The organism is Streptomyces sp. Sge12 (assembly GCF_002080455.1).
In the GTDB taxonomy this organism is placed as follows: Bacteria; Actinomycetota; Actinomycetes; order Streptomycetales; family Streptomycetaceae; genus Streptomyces.
In genome coordinates this window covers 7355292-7378557 of record NZ_CP020555.1, presented here as the reverse complement: position 1 = coordinate 7378557, position 23266 = coordinate 7355292, and the positions used below count along the sequence as shown (strand labels likewise).

The 23266-nt window shown below is 70.8% G+C and carries 23 protein-coding genes and 1 pseudogene; 7 read left to right on the top strand and 17 right to left on the bottom strand.

All coding sequences use genetic code 11. From position 1 onward, the window contains the following. Positions 1-202: 202 nt before the first annotated feature. Complete coding sequence (locus B6R96_RS33025; RefSeq protein WP_081524521.1) at positions 203-1366, bottom strand: hypothetical protein; 1164 nt, start codon at positions 1364-1366, stop codon at positions 203-205. A 304-nt stretch (positions 1367-1670) separates the two neighbouring features. On the opposite strand from B6R96_RS33025, the gene B6R96_RS33020 reads away from it, so the two are divergent. The 3 genes from B6R96_RS33020 (at position 1671) to B6R96_RS33010 (ending at position 4005) form a co-directional block, all read left to right on the top strand. Further along, the gene (locus B6R96_RS33020; protein WP_081524520.1) at positions 1671-2894 is read left to right on the top strand and encodes a sensor histidine kinase; all 1224 of its coding nucleotides are present in this window, start codon (positions 1671-1673) and stop codon (positions 2892-2894) included. After that, on the top strand, positions 2891-3556 hold the full coding sequence (locus B6R96_RS33015; protein ID WP_053174042.1) for a response regulator: 666 nt from the start codon (positions 2891-2893) through the stop codon (positions 3554-3556). Before B6R96_RS33020 ends, B6R96_RS33015 begins: the two co-directional genes overlap by 4 nt. A gap of 173 nt (positions 3557-3729) precedes the next feature. After that, the gene (locus B6R96_RS33010; RefSeq protein WP_052873455.1) at positions 3730-4005 is read left to right on the top strand and encodes an SHOCT domain-containing protein; all 276 of its coding nucleotides are present in this window, start codon (positions 3730-3732) and stop codon (positions 4003-4005) included. Here B6R96_RS33010 and B6R96_RS33005 read toward each other — a convergent pair. Then, positions 3986-4504, bottom strand: coding sequence for an SRPBCC family protein (locus tag B6R96_RS33005; RefSeq protein ID WP_030384563.1), 519 nt, complete (start codon positions 4502-4504; stop codon positions 3986-3988). The two genes, B6R96_RS33010 and B6R96_RS33005, sit on opposite strands and share 20 nt — an antisense overlap. Then, positions 4501-5484: an ArsR/SmtB family transcription factor gene (locus B6R96_RS33000; protein ID WP_203351761.1), complete on the bottom strand. Its 984-nt coding sequence runs from the start codon at positions 5482-5484 to the stop codon at positions 4501-4503. Before B6R96_RS33000 ends, B6R96_RS33005 begins: the two co-directional genes overlap by 4 nt. 112 nt (positions 5485-5596) lie before the next feature. Between B6R96_RS33000 and B6R96_RS32995 the strand changes: the two are divergent. Then, a pseudogene (locus B6R96_RS32995) lies at positions 5597-5887 on the top strand (aldo/keto reductase); the annotation flags it as partial. A gap of 2446 nt (positions 5888-8333) precedes the next feature. Here the strand turns inward: B6R96_RS32995 and B6R96_RS32985 are convergent. The 6 genes from B6R96_RS32985 to B6R96_RS38855 form a co-directional block, all read right to left on the bottom strand. Then, on the bottom strand, positions 8334-11501 hold the full coding sequence (locus tag B6R96_RS32985) for an ATP-binding protein (protein WP_081524518.1): 3168 nt from the start codon (positions 11499-11501) through the stop codon (positions 8334-8336). An 8-nt stretch (positions 11502-11509) separates the two neighbouring features. Next, a complete protein-coding gene (locus B6R96_RS32980) occupies positions 11510-11893 on the bottom strand; it encodes a hypothetical protein (protein ID WP_081524517.1) in 384 nt (127 codons plus the stop codon). A gap of 665 nt (positions 11894-12558) precedes the next feature. After that, entirely contained in the window at positions 12559-13269 is a 711-nt protein-coding gene (locus tag B6R96_RS32975; RefSeq protein WP_081524516.1) for a hypothetical protein, read from the bottom strand. Positions 13270-14842: 1573 nt separating this feature from the next. Then, positions 14843-15169 (bottom strand): helix-turn-helix domain-containing protein, encoded by a 327-nt coding sequence (locus B6R96_RS32965; protein WP_081524514.1) that lies wholly within the window; start codon positions 15167-15169, stop codon positions 14843-14845. Continuing rightward, positions 15166-15816 (bottom strand): tyrosine-type recombinase/integrase, encoded by a 651-nt coding sequence (locus B6R96_RS38860; RefSeq protein ID WP_335755560.1) that lies wholly within the window; start codon positions 15814-15816, stop codon positions 15166-15168. Before B6R96_RS38860 ends, B6R96_RS32965 begins: the two co-directional genes overlap by 4 nt. Beyond that, entirely contained in the window at positions 15791-16261 is a 471-nt protein-coding gene (locus B6R96_RS38855) for a hypothetical protein (protein WP_335755559.1), read from the bottom strand. The genes B6R96_RS38860 and B6R96_RS38855 overlap by 26 nt, the downstream gene beginning before the upstream one ends. A 176-nt stretch (positions 16262-16437) precedes the next feature. Here B6R96_RS38855 and B6R96_RS32955 point away from each other — a divergent pair, with 176 nt between their 5' ends. Then, positions 16438-17148, top strand: coding sequence for an aldo/keto reductase (locus tag B6R96_RS32955; RefSeq protein ID WP_237291584.1), 711 nt, complete (start codon positions 16438-16440; stop codon positions 17146-17148). 33 nt (positions 17149-17181) lie between these two features. Here the strand turns inward: B6R96_RS32955 and B6R96_RS32950 are convergent, their stop codons facing one another. Both B6R96_RS32950 and B6R96_RS32945 read right to left on the bottom strand, forming a co-directional pair. Further along, the gene (locus tag B6R96_RS32950; RefSeq protein ID WP_030384560.1) at positions 17182-17433 is read right to left on the bottom strand and encodes a hypothetical protein; all 252 of its coding nucleotides are present in this window, start codon (positions 17431-17433) and stop codon (positions 17182-17184) included. An 83-nt stretch (positions 17434-17516) separates the two neighbouring features. Continuing rightward, on the bottom strand, positions 17517-18023 hold the full coding sequence (locus B6R96_RS32945; protein ID WP_081524512.1) for a hypothetical protein: 507 nt from the start codon (positions 18021-18023) through the stop codon (positions 17517-17519). A 230-nt stretch (positions 18024-18253) separates the two neighbouring features. Between B6R96_RS32945 and B6R96_RS32940 the strand changes: the two genes are divergently transcribed. Both B6R96_RS32940 and B6R96_RS32935 read left to right on the top strand, forming a co-directional pair. Further along, on the top strand, positions 18254-19111 hold the full coding sequence (locus B6R96_RS32940) for a S1 family peptidase (RefSeq protein WP_081524511.1): 858 nt from the start codon (positions 18254-18256) through the stop codon (positions 19109-19111). 68 nt (positions 19112-19179) lie between these two features. Further along, positions 19180-19566, top strand: coding sequence for a hypothetical protein (locus B6R96_RS32935; RefSeq protein WP_030384557.1), 387 nt, complete (start codon positions 19180-19182; stop codon positions 19564-19566). 67 nt (positions 19567-19633) lie between these two features. Here the strand turns inward: B6R96_RS32935 and B6R96_RS32930 are convergent, their stop codons facing one another. The 6 genes from B6R96_RS32930 to B6R96_RS32905 form a co-directional block, all read right to left on the bottom strand. After that, positions 19634-20020: a hypothetical protein gene (locus B6R96_RS32930; protein WP_030384556.1), complete on the bottom strand. Its 387-nt coding sequence runs from the start codon at positions 20018-20020 to the stop codon at positions 19634-19636. A 311-nt stretch (positions 20021-20331) separates the two neighbouring features. Further along, positions 20332-21249 carry a MurR/RpiR family transcriptional regulator gene (locus B6R96_RS32925; protein WP_081524510.1) on the bottom strand — a complete coding sequence of 306 codons (918 nt, stop codon included), beginning with the start codon at positions 21247-21249 and terminating at the stop codon, positions 20332-20334. Positions 21250-21315: 66 nt separating this feature from the next. Then, positions 21316-21948 carry an NADPH-dependent FMN reductase gene (locus tag B6R96_RS32920; RefSeq protein ID WP_030384554.1) on the bottom strand — a complete coding sequence of 211 codons (633 nt, stop codon included), beginning with the start codon at positions 21946-21948 and terminating at the stop codon, positions 21316-21318. A gap of 213 nt (positions 21949-22161) precedes the next feature. Next, the gene (locus B6R96_RS32915; RefSeq protein WP_030384553.1) at positions 22162-22503 is read right to left on the bottom strand and encodes a TcmI family type II polyketide cyclase; all 342 of its coding nucleotides are present in this window, start codon (positions 22501-22503) and stop codon (positions 22162-22164) included. 21 nt (positions 22504-22524) lie between these two features. After that, complete coding sequence (locus tag B6R96_RS32910; RefSeq protein WP_030384552.1) at positions 22525-23004, bottom strand: SRPBCC family protein; 480 nt, start codon at positions 23002-23004, stop codon at positions 22525-22527. Position 23005: 1 nt separating this feature from the next. Next, on the bottom strand, positions 23006-23260 hold the full coding sequence (locus tag B6R96_RS32905; protein ID WP_030384551.1) for an acyl carrier protein: 255 nt from the start codon (positions 23258-23260) through the stop codon (positions 23006-23008). Positions 23261-23266 lie beyond the last annotated feature (6 nt).

Below are 23266 nucleotides of genomic sequence, written 5' to 3'. Positions count from 1 at the left end.
TTGACAGCGTCTGCGCAGCGTAGGGCAATCACTTAATGACGAGCAAGTATTCACGAACGCTTCACCCGCCCAATGCTTCACGTTCGCGAACGAGCGGCTCTTCCCCGCGGCGCCCCGACCTGCCAACTCCCCACCGCCCTCGGGTGACGTATGCGGAAGCAGCGCTTCACTCGCCGGACCTCCCCGGCCCTGGTGAGGTGGGTCACCCCACCCGATGCCACGGGCCGAACGCCAGGCCCGGATCCGTCGGATCCTGCCGCGCGATCAGCAGCCCGCCATCCAAGTCGATCATCGCGATCGTGACCGAGCCGCGGGCGTCGAGGGAGATGGCCGGCAACCCCGCACACCGATTCCCCACAGGCGCCCACCAGGCGCCGTACTGCTCGCCCTCGGTCGGGTACGCGGCGATTTCCGGATAGCCCTGCGCCCCCCGCTGGAGCAGGACCGTGCAGTCGTATCCGTCGATGCGCGTGCGGGCGACGCCCACCGGACCGGCCCCTCCCGCACCGCCCAGCGACATGAACGCGGGTGCCGCGCCGGCGGGAGCCTGCGGGCGGTAGGCCACGACGCCGCCGTCCGCCGGGTGGCGCCAGAAGTAGGTACCGGTACCACGGCCTGTCTCAAAAGAGCTGTACGTTCCCTCGACCGCGTCGGCCTCGATGCGTCCCAGCCACTTGAACTCGCCCCCCGCGACCTCCTGGCCCCAGTACGAGGCCCCGCCCCGGAAGGGGGCGAGGAACTCGGCACGGCCCTGGGCCGTCACGAGCGGTACGACGGCCCCGCGCACCCATTTGCCTTGAAAGTCTGCCCAATTACCCCATATGCCATCGGCGCGGCGCGTTCGGCCGCGGACACCCGCGCCGAACCGGGTGGTGACGACGTGGAGCGCTCCGGTGCCGTCGGGGAGCACCACCGGGTCCGCGGGCGCAGGCTGGGGCTCCCCGTCGTCCTGCTTGCGGTCGGGGAAGGGGTTGCCCACCGCGCGCCAGTCGGCGAGCGGACGGCCGGTCTGGTACTGGGTGGTGATGACGAGTTCGCGACCGCCCGGAGCCCCCTCCCGGTAGCGGGTGCCGGCGAACCAGACGAAGCCGTTGGAGTCCTGGGCCAGGGTGAACCGGCCCGCCCAGCCCTCCACGGGGAACAGCTCGGGCCCCTGCCACAGGTCGGAACCCGGCGCGGACTCGGTCCAGCGCACCAGGCCCTCGGCGCAGCTCGCGTAGGCGGTCAGCCGGCCGTCCCGCCCCAGGCGGAGCCAGCCCCGGGCCGCGCTCCCGCCGTCGGCCGCCGCGGCTATCCCGGAGCCCAGGGCCGTGGGTGCGGCGGAGGTGGCACCTCGGTCCGCTTCCGCACGTCCGCGTCGCGCCATGTCCTGCCCACTCCTACCCCAACTCGTCCCTTTTGCCCGGCCTTACCGGGCGAGCCGTGGGACAATTTACGGCAGTGCGGCGGTCGGTCGGCGCCGGGGGCGGATCTCTCCGTACGCCCTCCGGTTCCGTGCAACCTAGCTTGATCGGGCCGCCTCCACCACCACGTGCCGGCGGGACTCCGCCCTCGGCCGGACCGTCGTCCGACAGGGCGAAAAGTCGGGTACGGGTACTACGTGGGGAGTACGCCTGAAACGCTACGCCGGGGTGACGCGGGTGACGGCGGACCGGGTCTAGCGTGGCGGTATGGAAGAGCTGCGCGAGCGCCCGGGTCCCCCGTGGCGGCGATGGGTGGAGCGGACCGGGCGGGGCCCGGCCTGGCGCTCGGCCCTGCTCGTCGCCGTCTTCGCGCAGATCGGCGCGGGGTGGGCGGCGCACGCGCAGAGCGGGCGGATGCCGCTGGACGGCTTCGCCCGTCTCCTGTTGCTGCTCGGGCCCGCCCTGCTGGTGGTGCGGCACCGGTATCCGGTGGCCGTGGTGTACGGGGTCAGCGTCGTCACCCTGGTCTATGTGGGCGCCGGTTATCCGTACGGCCCGGTGTTCCTCAGCCTGGCCCTGGCCTGCTTCGCGGCCGTCGTCGCCGGAGCGCGCCGGGCCGCGTGGGGCGCCGTCGGCCTGCTCTGGGCCGGACACCTGCTCATCGGGCACTGGCTCTACCGGTGGCTCCCGCCCGCCGGGGACGGCCCGACGCCCTGGGCGCAGGAGCTGGGCATCACCGCATGGGTGCTCGCGGTGCTCGCCGTCGCGGAGCTGGTCCGCGTACGCCGGGAGCAGTGGGCCCGGGAGCGGGCCGAGCGGGCGGCGGCCGAGCGGCGCCGGGTGGACGAGGAACGGCTGCGGATCGCGCGTGAACTGCACGATGTCCTCGCCCACAGCATCTCGGTGATCAACGTCCAGGCGGGGGTCGGGCTGGCCCTGCTCGACTCCGATCCCGAGCAGGCCCGTACGGCGCTCGCCACCATCAAGGCGGCGAGCAAGGAGGCGCTGGGCGAGGTCCGGCAGGTGCTCGACACCCTGCGCTCCCCCGGCGAGGCACCGCGCTCCCCCGCGCCCGGTCTCGACCGGCTGCCCGAGCTGGTGGAACAGGCGGCGTCGGCCGGACTGGCCGTGGACGTCACGGCCGAGGGCGGGGCCAGGCCGCTGCCGCCCGGCGTGGACCTCGCCGCCTTCCGCATCCTCCAGGAGGCGCTGACCAATGTGATGCGCCACTCCGGCTCGCGCACCGCCCGTATCCGCCTCACCTGGCAGCCGCACGCCCTGGGGCTGCGGGTGGACGACGACGGCCCGGCCACGGGCGACGCCTCGGGCGGCAGCGGCAACGGCCTCGTCGGGATGCGCGAACGGGCCGCGGCCCTGGGCGGCACCGTCGAGGCGGGCCCCCGGCCGGACGGCGGCTTCCGGGTGGCGGCCCGGCTCCCGCTGAAGAGCGACGGCGTCGACGGCCACGACGGCCCCGAGGAGGTCCTGTGATCCGCGTCCTGCTCGCCGACGACCAACTGCTCGTCCGGGCCGGGTTCCGGGCACTGCTCGACGCCCAGCCCGACATCGGGGTGGTGGGCGAGGCCGCCGACGGCGAGGAGGCGGTCCGTCTGGTGCGGGAGCTGCGCCCCGACGTGGTCCTCATGGACATCCGGATGCCGGTGCTGGACGGGCTGGCCGCGACCCGCCGGATCGGCGAGGACGAGGCGCTGGCCGACGTACGGGTGGTCATGCTCACCACCTTCGAGCTCGACGAGTACGTCTTCGAGGCGATCCGGTCGGGTGCCTCCGGCTTCCTGGTCAAGGACACCGAGCCGGAGGAACTGCTGCGCGCGGTGCGGGCGGTGGTCGCGGGCGACGCCCTGCTGTCCCCGGGCGTCACCCGCCGCCTGATAGCCGAGTTCGCGGCCCGCTCCAAGCAGCCCGCGGCGGCGGCCGGGCTGGGCCGGCTCACCGACCGGGAACGGGAGGTGATGGCGCTGGTGGGCATGGGCCTGTCCAACGAGGAGATCGCCCGCCGCCTCGTCGTCAGCCCCCTCACCGCCAAGACCCACGTCAGCCGCACCATGGTCAAGCTCGGCGCCCGCGACCGCGCCCAGCTGGTCGTCCTGGCCTACGAGTCCGGCCTGGTCCGCCCCGGCTGGCTGAGCTGACGGAGGGCCCGGCGGGTCGTGAGCACCCGTCCGACCGGCGAGGGCGGTTCCGTCTCCCGCTACTCCCGCCGGTGTACGACGAGAGCCGCCGGGTGTACGACGACGGTCGGGGCTCCGCGGAGGAGGCTCGGGGGTGAGACGAAAAGTCCCCGCTTCCGAGGAGATGAACCACGATGGACACCTTCACCACCCTCGCATTCGACGGGCCCGGCCCGTGGATCCTGTTCCTTCCGCTGATCTGGGCGGCGGTCGTCGTCGGTGTCGTCACCGTGCTGCGCCGTACCGTGTGGCGGGGGCGCCGCGGGGCGGTCGCCCACGGTGAGCGGTCGCCGATCGCGATCCTCGGGCGGCGCTTCGCCTCCGGGGAGATCGACGAGGACGAGTACTGGCGCCGGCTGTCCGTACTGGACGAGCAGTTCGGCCGGTCCCTCAAGGACGGGGCGGCGTGACCGCACCGAAGCCGGCCGCCAGGCGGGCCAGGGTCGTGCGCATCCCGGCGCGGTTGACCGCGATGCGCCGGTCCGGGCCGGTGCCCGCGAACACCGCACCGAGCAGCACCGTCAGGCGGGAACCGCGTCCGGTCCGCAGGTCCTGCCAGGTCTCCGTGACGCGCGTGCGCTCGCCCTCCGGCTCGGTCCGGTAGCCCCAGCGCGCGATCGGCAGACCGAGGATGCCGACGTCGAAGGTGAACTCGCCGGCCCCGTCCGGCGCCTGCGCCGGTGCCCGCAGGGCCCGGATCCGGCCCGTGGTGAACCAGACGAACGGCCCTCTCCGGTTGAGCCCGACGAACCGGCTGCCGGGGCGGGCCGGCGGCCGGGCCACCCACACACGGCGGCATTCCGGGCTCCACCGGCCCATGTTCCGCAGGTCGGACACCACCCGGTGGACCTCCGCGGGCGCGGCGTCCACCACGATGTGCTCCGCCAGGCTCCACGCTCGCTCGCTCATGGTTCCCCTCCCTGTGATCGTCCCCGCTCCACGCCCGGAGTGCAGGCAACGAGAAGGGACTCGGCGACGGAGGTACGGGCGTACAGCACGGAGCGGCCGGCCCGGTGGGCGGTGACCAGGCCCGCCTCGCGCAGTGCGGTGAGGGACTGGGACACGCCGGGCGCGGAGAGCCCCGTACGGCGGGCCAGTTCGGTGGTGGAGGCCGGGGTCTCCAGCTCGGTGAGCAGCCGGGTCCGGGAGCGGCCGAGTACGGCGGCCAGGGCCTCGGTCCCGGCAGTGGGCCGCGGCTCCCACAGCGAGCCGGTGCCCCGTGCGGGATAGGCCAGCTGCGGCGGATCCGACGGCGTCACGCGGGTGAACGGGACGGGGTGGACGAAGACCGAAGGGATCAGCAGCAGCCCGGAGCCCGCCGTCCCGCGGGACAGGGGGCGGTTCCGGTGGGTCAGTCGCAGCGCGCTGTCGCCCCAGCTCACCGAGGGGTGCAGGTCGTTGAAGAGGTGGGCCGCGCCGTGCTCGGCGGCCTGCCGGGCGCGGTGGAAGACGTCGGCGTCGAGTACCGCGCGGATCCGTGCCCAGTACGGGGCCAGGGCCAGTTCCCAGTAGGTCTCGATCTCCTCCAGGACCCGGACCAGGCGGGCCTGTGGCTCGGCGTACAGGGTCCGTGCGCGCGGACCGAGCCCGCCCTGCTCCTGCCCCAGGCGGTCGAGGTCCCGGCGGATCCGGGCGGGGGTCGTGGCCCGGATCCCGGCCAGTTCATCCGCCAGGGAGGGGGCGGGCCCGGTGGGCACCGGGTTGAGGAAGTCGGGTACGTACCCCGAGGGCGGGACCAGCTCGGCGAGCCAGCCCCGGTCGAGGCCGGCCGCCGTCAGCCGCGGCCGTACCTGCTCGACCCAGGGCCGGTGCACGAGGGGCGTGGATCCGCAGGCCAGCAGCCGGTAGCTGGGCCCGACCTCCCACATCGGCGCGACGGCGAAGCGCATCTGCGCCAGGTCGCTCACGGAAAACGCCAGCTCCGCCCGCACGGCCACCCCGAGGATTCCGTCATGCCTTAATCAATGGCCTGGCAGCCTACCCGGTGAGGATCATGCGGGCATGACCTCACAGACGATGTCCGCGGCAGCGGCGGGCACTTGGCACCTCGGCGACCTGACGATCAACCGGATGGGCTTCGGCACGATGCGCCTGCCCCAGACCGGTGCGGCGTTCGCGGACGACGCCGTACCGAGAGACCGCGATCAGGCCATCGGCGTGCTGCGCCGGGCGATCGAGCTCGGGGTGAACCACCTCGACACCGCGGCGCACTGGTGGAGAGGTGGTATTCGATACCTGCAGTATTCCTGGCTCCGAGCGCTAAAAACGCTGGGCCCGGCGGCCATGGGGCCGCGGTGGGCCAGGTACAGAGCCGAGCCGCCCCCGGTGGTCGGCGACGCGGTATGGGCCTGGCGCCGGTGGGCCGGACGGTGAGCAGGCCTTCCACCCCTTCCACCTTCAGCAGAGGCTGCCTACGGCTATTTTTTCCGCTTGTCCTTGTCGTCTCGGTCCTTGTCGTCTCGCGAACCGACAGGCTGCGTGCCGGATCCCCAGCCGCCTCCGGAATCGCCTGAGCTGTAGCCTCCGCCGCCCGAGGCCCCAGCTCGGTCCTCATACGGACCCGGCTCGGCCGCGGTTCCCGATTCCGAGCCGGAACTCGAACTTCCCGGGGAGTCAGGCCCCGGGCTCGGCGGCTCGACTGGCTGGGGTTTCTCGTCCGTCCCTGGATGGTCGGGCTGCGGTTCCGGCTCGTCTGGCCCCGAATGGTCGGGATCTTTCGGTTCACCAGGTTCCGGTTCCCCTTCTCCCGATTGGCCCGCTGGCCCGGCTTCGCCGGGGTTCGCTGGTTGTCCTGGGGCCGACGTCATCGGCGGCAGTCCGCCGGGCAGGGACGGCTCGCTGGGTGGCGGTTCGGGAGCCTCCGGAGACTCTGGGGAGTCTGGTGGAGCTGGGGCCTTGGCTGGGTCTGCCAGAGCATCCGGTCCCGGTGGCACGCCTCCTGCCGAGGACTCGTCGCTTGTTGATGGCGGCTGGGCGGGGGATGTTTGGGGACCTTCGCCGCCCTGGCCCTGGCCGTCTGGCCCGGGCCGATCGTGCTCGGGGTGCTCCGGCTCGGTACCAGGCGGCGGTAGATCAGGCCCGCCCAGTGAGGGAAAGCCCGGGAACGGGGGAAGCGGAGGCAGCTGAGGTATATCCGGCATCGGCGGCGCGTCCGGATTGGGAGGGGGTGGAATCTCAGGCCGCTGAGGCGGATCCGAAGGTGTCCCCGGTTCCGGTCCAGAATCCGGAGGAGCCCCTCCAGGCGGCGGGGCATTCTCACTGCCCTGGCCCTGGCCGTCTGGCCCGGGCCGATCGTGCTCGGGGTGCTCCGGCTCCGTACCAGGCGGCGGTAGATCAGGCCCGCCCAGTGAGGGAAAGCCCGGGAACGGGGGAAGCGGAGGCAGCTGAGGTATATCCGGCATCGGCGGCGCGTCCGGATTGGGAGGGGGTGGAATCTCAGGCCGCTGAGGCGGATCCGAAGGTGTCCCCGGTTCCGGTCCAGAATCCGGAGGAGCCCCTCCAGGCGGCGGGGCATTCTCACTGCCCTGGCCCTGGCCGTCTGGCCCGGGCCGATCGTGCTCGGGGTGCTCCGGCTCCGTACCAGGCGGCGGTAGATCAGGCCCGCCCAGTGAGGGAAAGCCCGGGAACGGGGGAAGCGGAGGCAGCTGAGGTATATCCGGCATCGGCGGCGCGTCCGGATTGGGAGGGGGTGGAATCTCAGGCCGCTGAGGCGGATCCGAAGGTGTCCCCGGTTCCGGTCCAGAATCCGGAGGAGCCCCTCCAGGCGGCGGGGCATTCTCACTGCCCTGGCCCTGGCCGTCTGGCCCGGGCCGATCGTGCTCGGGGTGCTCCGGCTCCGTACCAGGCGGCGGTAGATCAGGCCCGCCCAGTGAGGGAAAGCCCGGGAACGGGGGAAGCGGAGGCAGCTGAGGTATATCCGGCATCGGCGGCGCGTCCGGATTGGGAGGGGGTGGAATCTCAGGCCGCTGAGGCGGATCCGAAGGTGTCCCCGGTTCCGGTCCAGAATCCGGAGGAGCCCCTCCAGGCGGCGGGGCATTCTCACTGCCCTGGCCCTGGCCGTCTGGCCCGGGCCGATCGTGCTCGGGGTGCTCCGGCTCCGTACCAGGCGGCGGTAGATCAGGCCCGCCCAGTGAGGGAAAGCCCGGGAACGGGGGAAGCGGAGGCAGCTGAGGTATATCCGGCATCGGCGGCGCGTCCGGATTGGGAGGGGGTGGAATCTCAGGCCGCTGAGGCGGATCCGAAGGTGTCCCCGGTTCCGGTCCAGAATCCGGAGGAGCCCCTCCAGGCGGCGGGGCATTCTCACTGCCCTGGCCCTGGCCGTCTGGCCCGGGCCGATCGTGCTCGGGGTGCTCCGGCTCCGTACCAGGCGGCGGTAGATCAGGCCCGCCACCGCCCGGACCCTGCGGCGGGGCGGGCGCGGTCGCGTTTGGCGTAGCTGGCTCTTTGGGCGGATCGGGCGGAGCAGCTGGGCCTGGCGGCACGCCTCCTGCCGAGGATTGATCGCTTGTTGACGGTGGTGGCTCGGCGGGCGTAGGTGGGGCCGGGCCGCCTGGTTGCCCAGGTGGCAGAAGGTTCAGTGGCGGTATTGCTTGGATTGTCTGGAGGATTACGTCAACGGGCGAAGGTGGAATCGCTGCCGGGGGATCGGGAGAGGAAGGTGAAGGTCCCTGTTCTGGTCCCTGTTGGGGCGGCTCCGGCTGAGTGGGGGATGGCTCTGGATCCGGTGCCTCTTTGACGCTCATGGCAGTTCGCTCCCCATAGCGCTGTTGTCGCTGGGCCCTCCGTTTGTGTCTGCGTCGTTCAGTAGGCGGCCAGCGATCCAACGGGCCGTGCTGGGTACTTTGCGTTCGTCGTCAGCGAGCATTTGTTGGGCGAAGCAGAGGGAGGCCCTTCGTGCCGCGGCGGCTACTCGTGCCCGTTCGTCCTGTGACATGCCGGCGTGGGGTTGCTCGACTATGTCGTAGGAGCTGGCTGTGGCCGTGTTCCAGGTGTTCTGCCGTCGTTGCCCGTTGTCTGTGCGGGCGTCGGCATCCTCGGCGCGCTGCCACTGGAGGTGGTACCGGTGTGATGCGACCACATCGCCAGCTGCCGCCCGGTAGAGGCACAGCGGTGCCTGGTCGCAGATTCGGTCGCAGTCGGGGTAGGGGTCGTGGGCTCTGGTGTGGAGTTCGCGCATCTGGGATTGGAACCGCTCACGCACGGTTGGGTCCTGTGCGCCCTCCACCTTCTGTACGAGCATGGCACGCAGGATGTCGGCCAGTGCGTCTGTGTCTCGGTAGGGCCAGGAGGCCTGAGCTGCGCGTCGTTGTGCGTACCAGTCTGCGGCATGGCCGGCGAATGCCTTCAGCAACCGCTGCTCGTCCACCGGTTCGGTTCGGCGGGCGCGCAGGACGCTGACAACTTCGGGCCAGAGGCGGTCGAGGGCTGCGCTGTGTTCGGCGGTCGACAGTGCGAGGCGTGCGACCGTTCGTTGGACGTACCGGTCGTCTATGAGGGCGCGGGCCATCGTGCAGGCCCAAGGGGCGGCGTGGCAGGTTCGGGCGCAATACGGGCGTGGGTGGTAGAGCTCCTGGAGCCTGAGTCTTGTGCGCCATCGGTTCATGGCTTGGGCGACGTCGGTGTCGTGTGGTGCTCGGCCGTTGTGGTGGGCGCGTGGGATTGTGATGAGAAGGGGTGCGTCGTCGCCTTCGCTGAAGGCGGCGGCCTGGCCGGTGCCGAGTGTGCTGATGAAGCGTTCCTGGGCGTCGGTCATGGACATGGCGCCGCCGAGGATGGATCGGTCATCGGCGGCGACGACGCGGTGTGCGATCTTCAGGTTGGTGTTCTTGACGACGTCGGGTGCCAGGCGGACGGGAACCTGGTCGGCGATGACGACACCTTGGCCGTACGCGCGGATCTCCGAGAGGAGATTGGTGAACGTTTCAACGGCCTGGCCGCGGGGGTCTGCCAGGTATTCCGAGCCGCCTCGTGTCACGTTGGTGATGAGGCGGTGTGCTTCCTCGACCACCAGCACGTGGGTGAGGTCGTCGGACTGGCCGGCTGCCCGTCTGTGTTCCGCGAGTCTGATCAGCAGGAGGCCGATCAGGAAGGCCTTGTCGTCGTCGTCTCCCATGCCTTCGAGTTCGATGACGGCTGGTACGTTAAACAGTTCCCGCATGGGGATGGACTGCGCGGTGTCGAGGGTCGCGCCTTTGCCTCCTTTGCGCATGGCGTCAAGGCGGGTCAAGAGGGCAGCCTGGATGTCGTCCTGAGTCCGGGGCTCGTATCCCAGGCGCGGTACGACGTCCTTCACCTTCTGGCTGAGGTCCGTCAGCGTCGGATAGGCCCGCCACGATGTCTCCTGCGGCCCCAGGCGGCGGTTGAGGCTCGTTCTCAGGTCCCAGCCGCGGTCTTCGTATACCTCGTGCAAGCAGCGTTCGAGGACCTGCGGGAGCGGGCCCCACATTGCGAAGCTGGCGCCGAACACGGCACGGAGTAGGTCCAAGTGTTCACCGATTCCGGTGCCTGGCGGGACCTCGAGCGGGTTCAGCCGCAGCGGTGCGACCGTCTCTTTGCCCGGGGTGAAGACGTTCAGCTGGCCGGCAAGTTCTGGGTGGGTGAGCAAAGCGCGGTATTCCGTCTTGGTCGGCTCGATGACCAGGAATGGGATGCCGCAGCGGTGAATCTCGGTGAGCAGGTGTTTGATGGTGTTGGTTTTGCCCGATCCTGTGACTCCTGCTACGAAAGCGTGGCGGGTCAGGCTCTTGGGACTGACCGCGTACGGTGTGCCTGTCGTGTGGCCCTGGTGGAGGATTCGCCCAAGGACGATGCTCCGCTCATCGGTGATGGCTTCTGGGACCACGTCGAAGGCCGGTGCGACACGGATTGAGAATCCGTTGGTTTCCAGGTTTGGCAGGTGCACGTAGGCGGCGAGCTGCGTCGACGTCAGGAGTGTCTGGTGCTGGAACGGTTGCCGGTATGAGCCGGGTGCGTTGGTGTCCGGCCCGGGATCCAGCATCGACCACGAGGCAGCGAGAGTGGGAACGTCGTCGCGGTCCCAGACCCTGACGGCCTCCGGGAGTGAGTGTGCACCGGAATAGACTCCTCGCCACAGGCTCGCCAGTTGCTGGTAGCTGTCCCCGTCTCCGAGGAGGTAGACAGCGGTCCGCCACGCGCCTGCGCCTTGTGCGTCGGTGAAGGATTTGAGCTGCCGGGTGAGGAGCTCCAGGTAGTGCTGGGCCAGCGGGCTTGGCACTCCCCCGAGCGTGCTTGCGGTGTGGACGGCGCGCATCTCGTTGATCAGCCGTAGCTTGAGGTCCCTGATCAGGCCCTCGCCCACTGGCTGCGCCAGGATGAGGGTCTCCCACCGGAACTGGCGGAGTGCGCGAAGAAGGCGGTCCACCTGGGCGGCGCCGTCAGCTGCGTCGGGTGGCTTGGCGGTGGGGATTCCCATGACCATTCCGCCACGGGGCCACTGGTCGACCGACGGTGCATCGGCTACGAGGTCGACGGCGGGATACAGGGTGTGCAGGGAGGTGGTGAGGAGGCGGCCGTTGTGCTCGGGAGACTGCAGCGAGGACTCGCCGGGGAGCCAGGTGCCTATGCGTACCGCGGCCTGTCCGGGCTCGGCGCTGACGAGGAAGGCCAGCGGCACCATGTAGTTGTGCAGGGCAACCAGCAAGTCCTTGGAGATCGGACTCAGTCCGTCGACGCCCGGCCCTCCGGAGTCCGACGCGGCGTCGTGTGCACTCGGCCCTGGGCTGGTGGAGCCACCCTTGTTGAGCCGCCCGACGCCGGTCACCCGCACCATGGTCCGCAACGAGACCGGGGCTGTGGTGAGGTTGCTGGCCGCACCGGTCGCAGGCGGGGTGAAACCGACGCGCTGAAGGTAGTCCAGGCCGGCCGCTGTCAGATCGTCGCTGCCCATGGAAGTCCTCAGGGGTGCCAGTCTGAGGGCCAGTCGTCAGGGGGCCCTCCGGGGTCACCGGTGAACATGGATATCCATCCCGCGATGATGAACGCCGCGATGATGCAGATAATGACAGCAGCAATGATCAACTGCCACCGTGGCGTGCGGGTGGCACGTACGTCGGCGCCTGTCGTGACATTGTGAAGGCGGTCCGCCAGCAGAGTTCCCGCACGCATACGGCCGCTTACTCGGGCCCAGTCGCCGTCGTGGATCGACCCCTCGAACCCGATGCCGCGCATCTCGACCGGTACGAGCATCACCCGTTTCCCGGCATCGTCATAGCGCTCCAGCCTGAAGATCAAAACGGAGAGGACGTCCCGGTCGCTCCGCTGCTCGGTACGCAACTGCACACCTCGTACCATCCCTTCAACGGCCTCCCCACGACCGATCAAGGGGGGCGACACGGGAGCTTCTGACCTCTGCTCCGGCCAGGTGCCCTGCTGAGGTCTTCCCGGCTCCTCATGTGCCGGCGGATCGTTCGGTGGTTGAGGCAATGGGTCCCAGGCGCCGCCGCCAACCGCGTCGCCCACCGGCGGTGGAAGCGGTGCGGAATGCGCTGCGGCGTCCGCGGGGTCGACGCCCGGACCCCAAGCAGTGAAAGCCCTACCGCAGTGGCCGCACGCGCGGGATCCTGCGGGGGCCTGCCTTCCGCAATTCTCACAGATCCAAGTACTGGCCATGCGGAACTCTCCGCTGCTGTCGGGCATCACGCAACCGTCCGTTCCCCTCCTCCAGAACACACCCACTGCACGAGACCAGCAAGCCCAGCGCACCGCTGCACCGCCTGCATCCGCAAGTCCTCGCCGAGCCGATCCGGGCGCACGCGGGCCTGATGCAGTCGGCGCCGACCCTCTGCGTTCCAGCCCGGCGCCGTCCTGGCCGCCCGGGATCGATGCCGCCACCAGGTCCCCAGCGAGTCAGCTGAATGCCCCGTCATCGGTTTTGGCTCTGATCACCTCTGGCGGGGCGGCACTGCCAGGCCGCGCCAAAGGATGCGCCACCGCTACCGTCATCCTTACCCTTCGGGAGCGTGCCGGGCGGCGAGGTAGTCGGCCCAGCTGTCCTGGAGGTAGGTGGCCCACTGTGTGGTGGTCGACGGGGAGAAGCCGAGGAGGTCGCTGACGACCTGGGGTGGCATGTCCGTGATCATGGTGATCATGGCGGTGTTGCGGGCGGCCAGGGTCAGGAGGCCGTGGCGGCCGAGCTGGTCCCGGAGGGCGTTGGAGCTGCGCGGCCGGCCCGGGACCTTGCCGGGGAAGAGGTACCCGGGATCGTGAGCGGGGGAAGGGGCGACGGCGGCCAGGCGGTGCGGCTGGGCGATCAGATCCTGCACGAAAGCGGCGAGTCGCGGTGGCAGCAGGACGGCGCTGGTGCCGAGGGTGAGGTAGGCGCCGGACTCGTCCTGGGTGAAGTCGTCCGCGGTGAGCGCGGCGATGCGGCTGACGGGCAGCGCGAACAGGCGTACCAGGGCGCCGGTGAGGCGGACTTCGAGCGACAGGGTGGTCTCGGTCATGCAGCGGCGCAGCTGGGTGTGCATCTCGACGTCGTCGAGGAAGTACTGGGGAAGGCCCGAGCGGGGTGTGGGAAGGGCGAGATCGGCGAGGTTGCGCAGGCGGGTCCAGCGGATGAAGGCCACCAGGCCGCGCCGGTGGCCGAGGACCAGGTCGAGCCAGCGCTCCAGGTCCGCTTGCCGGGCCTGGCTCAGGGTCAGGTTCTGGGTGTCCAACCAGTGCAGGAAGTCGATGGCGCGCAGGATCTCGGTGCGGTCCTGGGCAGCGGAGCCGGCGGTGTAGCGTCCGCGGGCGGCTTGGCGGCGGGCGGTTTTGAGGGTGTGCCAGTCCGCGAAGGCGTGGACGACGCCGCGTCGCCCGGCAGGGAGGGCGGCGACCGTGCGGGCGACCCACAGCTCGGTCTGGGCCAGGGTTTCGTCGCGTTCGGGCAGGATCCCGACACTGACCAGCAGACCGCGGATGTAGCGCGTACGCGGTTCCTGCGGGAGGCGTCCAGGAGGCCGTGCGTCAGACCGGAGAGGGTGGCGGCGAGCTGGGTCAGCAGGCGGGCGGCCGTGCTGCCTTTGAGCCAGTGGATCACCGATCTCGGGTGTGCGGCGCCGGTCAGGCAGTCGGCCACCGGCTGCAGCCGCGGGTCGAGAAGGCCGGCCTCGTCGGAGAGCAGAGCCAGCACGCGGGCCCGGAGGGCACACCGGGTGCAGCGGCCCTCAGCGTAGGGGGCGTCGATGCTCCCGCAGCCGGTGCAGGTGAAGACCGGGCCGATGCCGCAGCAGATTCCGCACATCTCGTCTCCGGTCTCGGTGCGGCCGACCAGGGTGCCGGGCTGTCCGCATGAGGCGCATGGCCCTGGATGGGTGCGGCGGTGGGTGTAGCAGCGGTCGCAGACCGGCCCGAGCGGCCAGGTGACGTGGACGGGCCGGGCGTTCTCGCATACCCCGCAATCCCGGACCGGCCGGGGCCGGCATGAGGCACAGTGGAACGGGCCGCCCCGGCCCAGGCGAGCGCCGCGTCGGCGCTGGCCGCACACCACGCACTCACCCATCAACGGGTCGCACTTGTGGCACAGGTCCGGCCGGCTGCCTTTCCCGCGCCGCCGGATCGGCCTCACCGTCCCGCAGCCTCCGCATTGACGTGCGGGCACCTGGTAGCAGCCGGAACAGACCGGCCCGGCCGGCGTCCTCTGGCGCACCCGGGCGACCTGCCCGCACCGCGTGCAGAGCTCGGCCGGGCGAGGCCAGCAGCTGTGGCACAGGAAGCCCTCGGAAGTCTTCCCTGCCGGCGGCCGCTGCTGCCCGCAGCGGCCGCACTCGCGCCAACGCCGGGGATCGCGGCTGTAGCAGAGGTTGCACACCGGCCCGTCCTCCCACACCGCGGCGACGTGCCTCTGCCCTCCACACCGTGCGCACGTCCGCTGTGGCCTGGTGCACGGCGTGCAGGCCCGGCCCTCGGGCGTGGGCTCCTCCACCTTGCGGTCGGCGCGCCCGCAGCGGACGCAGGCCAGTTCCCCGACGAGGGCGCCGTGACCGGCCTGCCGCAGGACGCGAAGCAGCCGGGGCAGCGCCAGCGGGCAGTGCGAGGTCGGAGCGGCAAGCCCCGCCGGGTTCTGCGCCAGGTAGGCATCCAGCTCCCGCACCGGCTGGGACGCCCACGCCTTGCCGCGCTGCAGCAGCTCGCGGGCCTGGCCATCGGTGAGGGGAAGGGCGGCCAGCAGCCGGACGACCATCCGTTCACGCGCCTGGTCGCGGGCCCGGGCCAAGGCCAGGTTGTGCTCGCGCTGGCTGAGCCCGGTCACGGCCGGTCCGGGCGACGCACCACGGTCCGGCGCGGCGTGATCTCCACCGGCCCCGCGGCCCCGTCGGCGGTCTTGCGGACCTGCTGGTTGACGACCTTCGGCTCGATGAGGTCGTTCGGAGTGCACCCGAGGATGTCGCACAAGGCGACCAGGGTGTCCATGCTGAGGCGCTGCGGAGGCTGCGTGACCAGCCGGTAGACCTGCTCCCTGGACAGCACGATCCCCCGCTCGGCGAGCAGCGGCACCAGGTCGGTGGTCTGGAACATCTCCCGCTCGGCCATCAGGTGCCGCAGCTTCCAGGCGAAGCCCATCTTCTTGATCACGAGGTCACGTCCCAGCAGGCCCCGAGCCGCTTCTTCATCGATGCCTCCAGCAGGGTGTTGCGGAACTCGTTCGACACCGCGGTGTAGATCGCCGTGGTCGCCCCGTGGGAGTGACCGACTTGCTCCTGGACGAACCGCAGCGGGTACCCGAACTCAACCAGGTGCGAGATGTAGGAGTACCGCAGACAGTGCAGATCCAGCTCCGGATCGAGCCCGGCCTCGTCCCGCGCGGCGCAGAACGCCTCGTTCAACGAGCGCGGCGACAGCCTGCCGCACCGCTCCGTGATCCACAGGGCCGGATGCGCCCCGGGCTCGAACCGGGGCCGGATCTCCACGACCCACTGGTCAAGGGTGTCGGTGACCCAGTCCATCTCCGGCACCCTCATCACCGTCCGCCGCTTGGGCGGCGCCCCCTTGTTCGACTTGCCGTAGCGCACCATCACGGCGCCGAACCGGCCGAAGGCCGGCATCTTTGGATTGGCCCGCAGGTCCACCAGGTCCAGCCGCGACGTCTCCGTGCGCCGGGTCCCGAACGCGTACACCGACTTCAGCGCGGCGGCGTCCCGCAACGCGCACAGCGCGCCCTTGCGGCCCTGCCCGCGGATCCGTGACGGCCGGGCGTCAGCCGCGTCGAACAGAGCCTGCATCTCGTCGTAGGCCAGCGGCCGGGCGACGCGGGTTCCCCTCGAACTCGACGGTGTGCGCCACCGAGTTGCCCTCGTGGAAGACCTCCCGCGGCCCCTGCCCGAACCGCTCGGCGCAGGCCGCGTGCCAGCCGTAGCGACGGTCCAACAGGTAGGAGATGAACAGCGTGATCGTCACCTCGTAGCCCCGCGCGGTTGACACCTCGATGCCCTTGCGGTCCCCACGCTGCCCCCGCAGGTGTGCGATGAACGCCTCGCCCTCCTCAGGCGTCCACTGCCATGGGAACAGGCCAGAGAACTCGACCATGCGGCGAACCAGTCGTAACCGGGGCCGGATGGTCCCCTCCTGCAGTAGCTGGGCTGCCTGCTGGCGGGCCCATCCCTCCAGCATCGCCTCGAACAGGGCTGGTGCCGGATCGAGGTGAATCACGTTCCGCGCCAGCACCAAACGCGCCGATCCCGGCGCTTCACCAATTACCCAACCTGTTGTAACGGATACAACATTGATGCGGCAATCCCTCGAAGGGCTGATCAGCCCGCAGGGCGCAGTCCGGCGCCGCCCAACATGCATCCCGCCAGCCCGCGGGGATGACGTTCGCGGGTCGATGCGGCATGTTCCAGGGGATGCAATTCCGCCTGCTCTTCTACTTCTCGCCGCTGCGCTCCGCCAACGAACTGATCAACGCGGCGCTCCGCCCCTACCCGGAGGACCTCGTGATCACCACCAAGGTCGGACCGGGCCGCGACCCGTCCGGGGTGTGGAGCCATGCCACCCCCGGACAGTTGCGCGGCCAGGTCGAGGAGAACCTGCGCCAGCTCGGCCGCGACCACCTCGACGTGGTGAACCTGCGCATCGTCGGTACCGATTCGATCGCCGAGCGGTTCGGCGCGCTGGCCGAGCTCCGCGAAGCCGGACTCATCCGCCACCTGGGCATCTCCAATGTCACCCCCGAGCACCTCGCCGAGGCCCGCGCCATCGCACCGGTGGTCTGCGTGCAGAACATGTACGGGATCGGGGTGCGGTCCGACCAGGACGATTTCGTGCGTGCCTGCGGTGAGCAGGGCGTCGCGTTCGTGCCCTTCTACTCGATCGCCGGCACCAGGAGGGAGGGCGGCGCGGACGGCACCGAGAGCGACGAGGTGCTCTCCGTCGCCCTGGCGCACGGGGTGAGCCCGGCGCAGGTACGGCTGGCGTGGACGCTCCGGCGGGGGCCGCACGTGCTGGCCATCCCCGGCACGGGCGATCCGGCGCACCTGGAGGAGAACGTGGCCGCCGGCGCCCTGCGCCTGTCCGAGGAGGAGCTGGCCGTCCTGGAGGCCCTGCACCACGGCTGACCGGCCCGGTCCCGCCGCCGGGCGCTCAGGCGGTCAGGGAAGGTCCTCGGTCGGCAGGTCGGCCTCGTACACGTGGGGGGTGTCGCCTTCCCAGGCCACCAGCAGCTCGGTGCCACCGAGGACCACGTCGTCGGGGTCCGGCATGCCGGCCCTGCGCAGGAACTCGATGACGTCCTCGTCGGAGTGGGCGAGGCCGAGCGACTCCTCTCCGTTCGAGGTCCGCAGGGTCACCTGCCGGCCTCCCGACGGGAAGATCCGGTGCACGACGACGGGCGCATGATGCATACCCCCAGCCTCGCCCCGTCGGACCGGCCCGGCACCCCGGGCGGCGCCGGTCGGGCCCGATCGGCGCGTCGCGCCCCCGGGCCTCAGGGCGTACGGCCGGCCTTGGCGGGGCGGTCGGCCCGCTTGGGGATGCGCAGGGTGGCGGGGTCGGGGTAGGTCGCCTTCTCCGCCCGCAGGACGTCCTCGATCGCCGTCTTGAAGGCGGGCTCGAAGTAGTCGACGGCCAGCAGCAGCCGCAGTCCCTCCAGGGTCGGATCGAGCAGCGGGCGGGCCATCCGGGCGCCGCCGCCCGCGATGCCCGGGAAACCGGCCCGGGCGGTCTCGGGTCTCTCTCCCGCGCGCTCCTGGAGGCCGGCGGCCGCGTAGCCGGCGACGGTCGCGAGTTCGGCGAGGTACTTACGTGCTCCGAGGGCCATCTCCTCGGCTCCCTGCAAGGTCTGGACCGAGCCGCCCGCCACCTTGAAGTCGTCGCTGATCCTCTTGAGGCCGCGCGCCTCGTACACGGCACGCGCCTCCTCGAAGAGCCGCCCCGCCTCGTCGACCGCCTTCATCGCCGTCACCAGCTGGTCGATGTCGATCTCGCGCTTCACATTGCCTCCTGGTCCGGAACTGTGCTGCACAGACCGTAGGAGGCAAAGCCACCGGGGCGGAACACCTTTGCGGAGGTCGGATCCGGGAGCCCGGAGGCCGCCCCGGAACCCCTCTTGTGGACCTGGCGCCAACTGGCCATGCACCCTTGCGACTTGGAGCCGGGCTCTCAACAATGCGCATGACAACCGGAGGACCTCCGGTCGCATGTCATCCAGAGGGGAACCCCCACATGAAGAAACCTCTCGTCGGCGCGTTACTCTCCCTGCTCCTGCTGGGAGCGGCGGCCACCCCCGCCGTGGCCGCGCCCTCCGCACCCACCGCGCCCACCGCGACCGCTCCCGGCGCCACCGCCGTCGCGGTCACCTACGCGGGCACCGTGGCGCTCAGCAACTGTTCCGGCTCCGTCGTCCGCGCGCCCGCCTCGCAGCCGAACGACCTCGCGCTCGTCCTGTCGAACGGGCACTGCCTGGAATCGGGCTTCCCGGCGGCCGGCGAGGTCATCACGGACCGCCCGTCCAGCCGGTCGTTCTCCCTGCTCAACGCGGCGGGATCGAAGGTCGGCACGCTCCGCGCGAGCAGGATCGCGTACGCGACGATGACCGACACCGACATCTCGGTCTACCAGCTGACGCGGACCTACGCGCAGATCCAGAGCCAGTACGGCATCACGGCGCTCACCCTCGACGACGTGCGCCCGGCGCAGGGATCGGCGATCAAGGTGGTCTCCGGCTACTGGAAGCGCACTTACAGCTGCTCCGTGGACGGCTTCGCCTACCGCCTCAAGGAGGGCGACTGGACCTGGAAGGACTCGGTCCGCTACACCTCCGCGTGCAACACCATCGGCGGCACCTCCGGTTCGCCGGTGATCGACACGACGACGGGCAAGGTCGTCGCCGTCAACAACACGGGCAACGAGGACGGCGCCCGCTGCACGGTGAACAACCCGTGCGAGGTCGACCAGAACGGCAACGTGACGGTCCGCCGGGGCATCAACTACGCGCAGCAGACGTACATCGTCGTCCCCTGCATAGCCCCCGGCAACAGGATCGACCTGAGCCGGCCCGGCTGCACCCTGCCCAAGCCGTAACCCCGCACGCGTCCCCGCCCGACCCGAAAAGCCCCACGGCCGGGCCTCGGGCGGGGATACTCGGACGCGTGGAACTGCACATCGATCACCGCTGGTTGCTGGAGCGGCAGGAGGCACTGTTCAAGGACGTGGCGGTGGCCGACCACTCCGCCCTGGTCGCCGCCGTGGCCCGGCACCGGGTGAACACGCCGAGCCTCGAAGTGGACGACCCCGACGCGTACTGGCGTGCGGCCGCGCTGCTCGACGCGATCGTGCTGCTCCGGCCGCTGCCCGACTCCAACGAGTACTTCGCCTACGGCGTGGCTGTCGCCTACATCGAGGCCTCGGGCGAGTCCGTGGACGCCACCTATGAGCAGTGGCGCGACCTGATCACCGACATCCGCATGCTGCGTGCCACCGTCTTCGAGGTGGCGGCCCGCCTGCGCTCCTGGCAGCCCACGCAGAGCGCCCGCTAGCGGGACCCCGCTCCCGGCCGGCAGAGCCCGGACCGAGGCACCGAACCCAGGGAGCCGGGACGCCCGGTCAGCGCCTGCGCTGGGCGGGGGTACCGACGAGCAGCGCGTCGGACACGAGGCGCGCACCGCGGGCCAGCCGGCCCAGCTGCTCCAGCTCGACCGCGTACATACGGATGGAGTTCTCGATGACCGACTCGGCGATGCCCATCATGGGCAGCTCGGCCCGGCTGGTCTGAAGGGCCGCCCGCACCGCGCGCATCTCGTGCTGGAGCTGGAGCTGGACGTGCCGGGCCAGGAGTGCGTGGTGACGGGTGAGCGTCAGGTAGCCGCCGTAGCGGGCCGGGAGCAGGTCCCGCAGCCAGCGGGTGGCCGTGCGCTCCCAGTCGTGCGTCCCGGGCGCCTTGACCTGCATGGGCCAGTCGGGGCTGAGGGTAAACGTGGCCGTCTGAGGCATTCTCGTCACTTCCGAGTGGTGTCGAACTCTGATCGAGACGTTCTGAGGGGCGGCCTCGGCCCAGGGGTTGACCGAGGCCGCCATGGGCGCTCTGCGGGGATCCGAAAGCCTGGACCCGACGCGCGGTCGCGACGTGAGGAGGTTCGTCGTGCCGCGCGTGCGTTCGGGAGGACATGGGGGTCCTCCTTGGCATCTGGTGGATCCGGAGCGCCGTCGTCAGTAAACATATATACCGTCGAGTAGGCAAGGGTATGAAAAATTTCATGCACGTCGAGGGCTGAATATCGCCTGGTGAAGCCGACCGGAACGGGCTAAAGGAAGAAGCCGTGCTGATCGGCCACGTGCTCGTAGCTCTCCAGACGTGCCTGGGTCCGCTCCGGATCCGCATCGGCCATGGCCTGCAACAGAGCCGCGGACAGCATCCCGGGCGCCGCGTACGAGTCGAAAACCAGCCGGGAGCCGGTGCCCGCCGTCAGCGCCACGTCCGCCTCGTCCACCAGCGGCCCCAGGGTGGGGTCCGTGATCAGCACCACACGCAGCCCCGTGCTGCGGGCGGCGCGGATGGCGGCCAGCGTCTCCTTGGCGTGCCGAGGCATGGCGAAGGCCAGCACCCAGGTCCCGCCGGCCGCCCGGGACTGGAGCAGCGCGTCGAAGGCGACGCTCCCGCCGCGCGTGACCAGGCGTACGTCGGGGTGGATGCGCCGGGCCGCGTACGCGAAGTACTCCGCGAGCGAGACCGAGATGCGCAGGCCCAGGATCGTCAGCGGCACCGAGGCCGCCAGCTCGCGGCCGATGTTCAGCACCTGGTCGGTGTCGGCGAGGAGCCTGCGGACGTTCTCCAGGTTCTCGATCTCGGCGTCGACGGCTTCCTGCAGCTCGTTGCGGCGGATCTGCTCGCGGGTGTCCGGGGCGCCGGCGACCGCGCTGAGCGCGATCGGCTGCAGCACGTCGCGCAGGGCGGGGTAGCCGCTGAAGCCGAGGGAGGCGGCGAAGCGGGTCACGGAGGGCTGGCTCACGCCCACCCGCTCGGCGAGATCGGTGATCGAGAGGAACGCGGCCTCGGTGAGGTGGTCGATCAGGTACTGGGCGATGCGGCGCTGGCCGGGGGACAGCCGGCGGCCGTCGAAGAGCGCGAGGAGCCGGTCGGCCGGAGGACGGACCTCCTCGGACGACTGACCCCCTGGTGTGATCGCAGCCGCTTGTGCGCGTGCCTGCTGCCCCGATGACACTCGAGGGCCTCCCTAACTCATGTCACTCGCGCTCAAACATAGCTCACCCCCTGTGGCCGATGATGATCAGTCCTGGGCGCGGGAGGTCACCGGGGCGTCGGTGCGATCGCCCAGGAACTCGTACCAGCGGCGCTGGAGGCACAGGTAGCGGGTGTCGGCCTCGGCGAGGTCGAGGAAGGAGTCGATCGTCGTGGTGAGCCGCTCGCCGAGGCCCGGGTCGGTGAGGGCGCCGTCGGCGGTGAACGCCTGGTGCGCGCCCGCCAGGCTGAACATGTCGGGGTAGACGCGCGCCCCGAGGTGCTCCAGCGGGACCCGCAGAGCCCACAGTCCGCGGTTGCCGCCGACCATCGAGGGCGAGGCGGAGACCAGCAGGGTCTGCTTGTCCTTGAAGGGCTGCGGGCGGTAGCGGGACACCCAGTCGATGGCGTTCTTCAGGACGCCGGGGACGGAGGCGTTGTACTCGGGCGAGGCGATGATCAGCGCCTGCGCGGCCTCGATCCGCTCGCGCAGCGCGAGGGCCCCGGGCGGCAGTCCCTCCTCGGCCTCCGTGTCGCCGTCGTACGGCGGCATCGGGAAGTCGCCGAGCGTGAGGGATTGCGCGGTGGCGCCGGCCCGGGTCACCGATTCCGCGACCAGGGAGCCGAGTCGGGTGTTGACGGACCCGGCGCGCAAGGACCCCGACAGGACGAGGACGTGCAGGGATTCGCGGCCCGCACCGCCGTCGTGCGGACGGGCCGGATCCGCCGGGAAGTGGTCGCTGTCGGTCGCTTTCATGCCGTCTCCTCCTGCTCTTCGCTCTCTGCTCCACCCGGCCGGGTGGAAGTCGGCCCGGCTCCGCTGCGCCCGGCTCCGGACCGGCCACGCGCGGCGGGACCCGCACACTCCGTGTGCGGGTCCCGTCCGGGCCGCGGGTCACTTCGCGCCGGGGTTCTCCCAGCGGTAGAACTCGTGGGCCATGGCGTCCTTGGGACTGCGCCAGGTGTCCGGGTTGTGCGGGCTGATGTAGGCGGTCAGCCGGTCGCTGAGGTCCCGGAACTCGGGGTGCTCGGTGACCTTCGCGATGGCCGGGCCGGGCGGCCGGTCCGACTCGATCAGGTGCAGGTAGACGTCGCCGAACTGGAACAGGCTGCGGCGCGTCACCCCCACCAGGTGCGGGAGTTCACCCGCGTCGGAGCCGGCGAAGAGGTCGGCGATGTCCGGTGCCGATCCCGGCGCCATCCGGGCGACGATGAGAGCGCGGTGCGTCTGGTTCATCCGGGGTGCCTGCCTTTCGTCTCAGACCCGGCTGACCGCGGGCGCGCGGCCCTCGCGCTGGCGCTTCTCGATCTTGTCCCGGATGAGCGCCATCTGGATCGGCGAGTTGCGGTTGATGTTGTCGGTCATCCACGCGTCGTCCACCGGGGCGTCCGGCTTCATCGCGAAGTCCTGGGTCCACTTCATCCGGGTGCCGCCGGGCACCTTGAAGTACTGCCAGTGGATGTCCATGTGCGCGAACGGGCCGGTCTCCACCCGCCGGGCACGGACGGTCAGGCCCTTGCGGTCGACGGTCCGCTCCGAGACCCAGCTCCACACCTTGCCGTTCTCGTCGGGGTGCATGGTCAGGCGGAAGCGGGTGGTGTCGCCCTGCTCCTCGAGGATCTCGAGGGAGGCGTACTCGCTGAACAGGTTCGGCCAGTTCGGGAGATCGTTGGTCATCTCCCACACGACGTCCACGGGCGCGTTGACGGTGATCTCGTTCTCGGTGTGTCCAGGCATCTCAGGCTCCGGTCATCAGACTGTGGTTGACGAGGTCGAGGAATTCCCCGGGGGTCTTGCAGCGGTCGGCGTGGGTGGGCAGGGCCCGCCCGCGCCGGTTCTCCAGTTCGCCGACGATCCCGAGCAGGCCCAGCGAATCGAGGCCGTACTCGTCGAAGGCGGAGTGCGGACGGCTCGCCAGCTCGGTGGGATCGACGGTGATACCGGCCTTCTTCATCAGGACGGCCAGTTCCTCCAGGGTCAGCCGGTCGGACATCCCTGT